We start from the raw sequence: 3982 nt of genomic DNA, 5'->3' as shown, positions 1-3982 counted from the left end.
GTGCGGCAGTACGTCGAGGAGCTCTACCGGCCGGCGGCCGAGCAGGCGGCCCGCGTGGAAGCCGACGCCGACCGCGGCGCGCGCGAGCTCGCCGCGTTCGACGCCCGCGTGCGAGCGTCGTGGCCGCGCGTGCAGGTCGTGCACGTCGAGTCGGGCGGCGTGGAGTCGCCCCACGTCGGCGACGAGCTGCGGCTGCGCGCCTACGTGGAGCTCGACGGGCTCTCGCCCGACGACGTGGCCGTGGAGGTCGTCTACGGTCGCAGCCGCACCGACGAGTCCATCGAGGGCGTGCGTCGCACGGCACTGGCTCCCGAGCCCGGCGACGGCGGGTCGGATGCCGCTCCGGGAAGCGGGGCGCAGCGCCTGTACACCGGCACGGTCGTGCTCGACCGGGCGGGCGCGTTCGGCTACACGGTGCGGGTGGTGCCGCGGCATCCGCTGCTCGTGTCGCCCGCCGAGCTGGGACTCGTCGCGGTCGCGGGCTGACTCAGCGGGGGCGGGCGATCGCGGCGTAGCGGCCCGACGTGACGGCGACCAGGTCGTCGGGTGCGAGCTCGAGGTCCAGGCCGCGGCGTCCGCCCGAGACGTAGATCGTCTCGCAGAGGATCGCCGACTCGTCGAGCACGGTCGGCAGGGGCGTCTTCTGGCCGATCGGGCTGATGCCGCCCACCACGTAGCCCGTCTTCCGCTCGGCGACGGCAGGATCGGCCATCTCGCCGCGCTTGCCGCCGAGGGCCTGGGCGAGCGCCTTCAGGTCGAGCTGCATCGCGACGGGCACGATGCCCACCGCGAGGTCGCCGTCGATGGTCGCGAGGAGGGTCTTGAACACGCGATCGGGGTCGAGTCCGAGCTTCTCGGCGGCTTCGAGCCCGTAGGCCGCGGCGCGCGGGTCGTGCTCGTACGCGTGCGCCGTGAACGCGATGCCCGCGCGGGTCAGCGCGACCGTGGCGGGCGTGCCCGCCGTGGCATCCGCGCGCCTGGCCATCAGTCGGCCCCGACCACGACGCCGGGCTGGTCGCCGTGGGCGCGGAACAGGTGCATCGAGAGCGCCGGGATCGGGATGCGCTCACCGGGCGCGTGCTCGGCGGGGTCGTCGACGGGCTGCTCGCCCGCCGAGTCCCAGAGCAGGGTGTAGCCCGTGACGCCCGGGTGGTCGGGCAGGACCACCTCGGTCGGCGCCTCGTGCGCGTGCACGACGAGCAGGATGCGGTTGAAGGCCTCGAACTCGGGGGTCGACGCCGCGAGGTACTGCAGGGTGCGCTCCTCGGGCGAGTGCCAGTCGTCGATGGTCATCGTCGTGCCCTCGGCGGTGAACCAGTCCATCTGCGACGCGCTCGGGGTGGTCTCGCCGAGGCGGCCGAACCGCACCGGCCGGATCGCCGGGTTCTCCTCGCGCACGCGAAGCAGCCGCCTCGTGGTCTCGAGGATGCTCGCGTCCCGCTCGTCGTCGCGCCACGACAGCCACGTGAGATCGGAGTCGTGGCAGTAGGCGTTGTTGTTGCCCCGCTGGGTGCGTCCGTACTCGTCGCCGGCGGTGATCATCGRCACCCCGGCGGAGAGCAGCAGCGTGCCCAGCAGGTTGCGGATCGTGCGCCGACGGTCCGCGTTGACGAGCGGGTCGTCTGATCCGCCCTCGACGCCGTGGTTGTACGAGTTGTTGCCGTCGGTGCCGTCGCGGTTCTGCTCGCCGTTGCCGAGGTTGTGCTTCACGTCGAAGGTCGTGAGGTCGGCGAGCGTGAAGCCGTCGTGCGCGGTCACGAAGTTGAGGCTGGCGAGCGGGCCACGCTCGAGGGAGAAGGTGTTCGAGGAGCCGGCGAGCCGGGTCGCGAAGCGCCCGATGCCGCTGCCCGCCGTGCCGGTCTGCCGCTCCCTGCGCAGGTCACCCAGCCAGAAATCGCGCATGCGGTCGCGGTAGCGGTCGTTCCACTCGCTGAACCCCGCAGGGAAGTTGCCCGTCTGCCAGCCGCCCGGGCCGACGTCCCACGGTTCGGCGATGAGCTTCGCGGTGCTCAGCACCGGATCCTCGAGCATGGCGCGCAGCAGCGGGTGCTCGGGCGTGTAGGCGCCGTGGTCGTCGCGGCCGAGGGTCGCCGCCAGGTCGAGGCGGAATCCGTCGACCTGCAGCTCGTCGGCGAAGTACCGCATGGAGTCGAGCACGAGGCGCTGGGCGGCGACATGGCCCACGTCGAGCGTGTTGCCGCATCCGGTCGTGTCGACGTACCTGCCGTGCGCATCGTGCCGGTAGTACGACGCGTTGTCGATGCCGCGGAACGAGTACGTCGGGCCCTGCCGGCCTTCTTCGGCGGTGTGGTTGTAGACCACGTCGAGCACGACCTCGAGGCCCGCCTCGTGCAGTCGTCGCACCATGCCGGCGAACTCGCGTCGCACCGCCCCGGCGCCCTCCGCCTGTGCGGCGGCCGAGGCGTACGGCGCGTGCGCGGCGAAGAAGGCGAGGGTGTTGTAGCCCCAGTAGTTGAGCCGTCCCTGGCGCACGAGGCGCTGCTCGGACACGAACGCGTGCACGGGCAGCAGCTCGACGGTGGTGATGCCGAGGCCCGTCAGGTACTCGAGCGATGCATCGTGCGCGAGGCCGGCGTAGGTGCCGCGCAGCGGCTCGGGGATCGCCTCGTTGAGCTTGGAGAACCCGCGCACGTGGGTCTCGTAGACGACGGTGTGGTCGAGCGGCACGCGCGGCTTCGCGACGCCGCCCCAGTCGAACCCGCTCTCGGCGAGCGGTGCGAGGGCGACGCCGCGCCACGACCCGTCGGCCACGGACGCGAGGCCCCGGGCATAGGGGTCGAGCAGGGTGTGCGCCGGGTTGAACGCATGGCCGGATCCCGCTGGCCCGTCGACCCGCAGGCCGTAGCGGGCGCCGGGAACGAGCGCCGTCGACGACGCCTCCCACACCCCGTGGGCACCGCGCACCAGCGGCGTGCGCTCGACCGCCCAGGCCAGGTCGCCGTTCGCGAACACCTCGAGGTCGACGGAGGTCGCGTGCTCGGACCAGACCCGGATCGTCCCGCCGTCGGCGCCCGCGCGCACGCCGAGGTCGTGGAGGGGGTCGGCGGCAGACATGCGATCTACAGTAGTTCGTGTGCAAGCGCTCCCAATCCGGGAGTGAGAGGAGTGGTGCGCATGGTGTACCTCGACCACGCCGCGACCACCCCGATGCGGCCGGAGGCCGTCGACGCGCTCACCACCGCGCTCGCCGTGGTCGGGAATCCGTCGTCGATCCACAGCGCCGGCCAGCAGGCGAAGCGACTGCTCGAGGAGTCCCGTGAGCGCATCGCCGCCACGCTCGGCGCCGACGGCATCGAGGTCGTCTTCACGGGCAACGGCACCGAAGCCGTCAACCTCGCCGTCAAGGGCCTCTGGTGGAGCCGGCAGGGGAGCGGACCCGACCTGGCGTCACGGCCCCGCATCCTCGTGCCCGCCGGCGAGCACCATGCGACCGTCGACACCGTCGAGTGGCTCGCCCTCCACGAGGGCGCCGTCGTCGTCGAACTGCCGCTCGACGAGCTCGGGCGGCTGCGGCTCGACGTGCTCGAGGCCGAGCTCGCCCGCGACGCGGCATCCGTCGCCCTCGTCACCCTGCTGTGGGCCAACAACGAGGTCGGCACGATCCAGCCGGTCGAGGAGGTCGCCCGCCTCACCGCTCGCGCCGGCGTGCCCCTGCACGTCGACGCGATCGCGGCCTACGGCCAGGTGCCGATCGACGTCCACGCGCTGCGGCGGGCGACGGATGCCCCGGCCGGCGCCGGTCTCGTCGCCCTCAGCGTCTCCGCGCACAAGATCGGCGGCCCCGCCGGCATCGGCGCGCTCGTGCTCGACCGCACGGCCGCCGTCGAACCGCTCATCCACGGGGGTGGGCAGCAACGCAAGGTCCGCTCCGGCACGCAGGACGTCGCCGCAGCCGCCTCGTTCGCCGCGGCCGCCGTCGCCGTGCACGACCGGCTCGACGACGACGCGCGGCGCATGGCGG

At 73.1% G+C, this 3982-nt stretch carries 3 protein-coding genes and 1 pseudogene; 2 read left to right on the top strand and 2 right to left on the bottom strand.

Annotated elements, in window-relative coordinates; genetic code table 11:
• Window positions 1–486: pseudogene (locus AC1DY2_RS16675) on the top strand (DUF3417 domain-containing protein); the annotation flags it as partial.
• Window position 487: 1 nt separating this feature from the next.
• Here AC1DY2_RS16675 and ybaK read toward each other — a convergent pair.
• Together ybaK and glgX are read right to left on the bottom strand one after the other, a co-directional pair.
• Window positions 488–985, bottom strand: coding sequence for a Cys-tRNA(Pro) deacylase (ybaK, locus tag AC1DY2_RS16670; protein ID WP_476763429.1), 498 nt, complete (start codon window positions 983–985; stop codon window positions 488–490).
• Window positions 985–3075 carry a glycogen debranching protein GlgX gene (gene glgX, locus AC1DY2_RS16665; RefSeq protein ID WP_476763428.1) on the bottom strand — a complete coding sequence of 697 codons (2091 nt, stop codon included), beginning with the start codon at window positions 3073–3075 and terminating at the stop codon, window positions 985–987. The genes ybaK and glgX overlap by 1 nt, the downstream gene beginning before the upstream one ends.
• A gap of 60 nt (window positions 3076–3135) precedes the next feature.
• Between glgX and AC1DY2_RS16660 the strand changes: the two genes are divergently transcribed.
• Window positions 3136–3982: cysteine desulfurase family protein (locus tag AC1DY2_RS16660; RefSeq protein ID WP_476763427.1), on the top strand; the 847-nt coding region annotated here is incomplete at its 3' end.

It is taken from the genome of Agromyces sp. P1_H4, from assembly GCF_056405255.1.
This window is presented reverse-complemented; position numbering and strand designations above follow the sequence as displayed.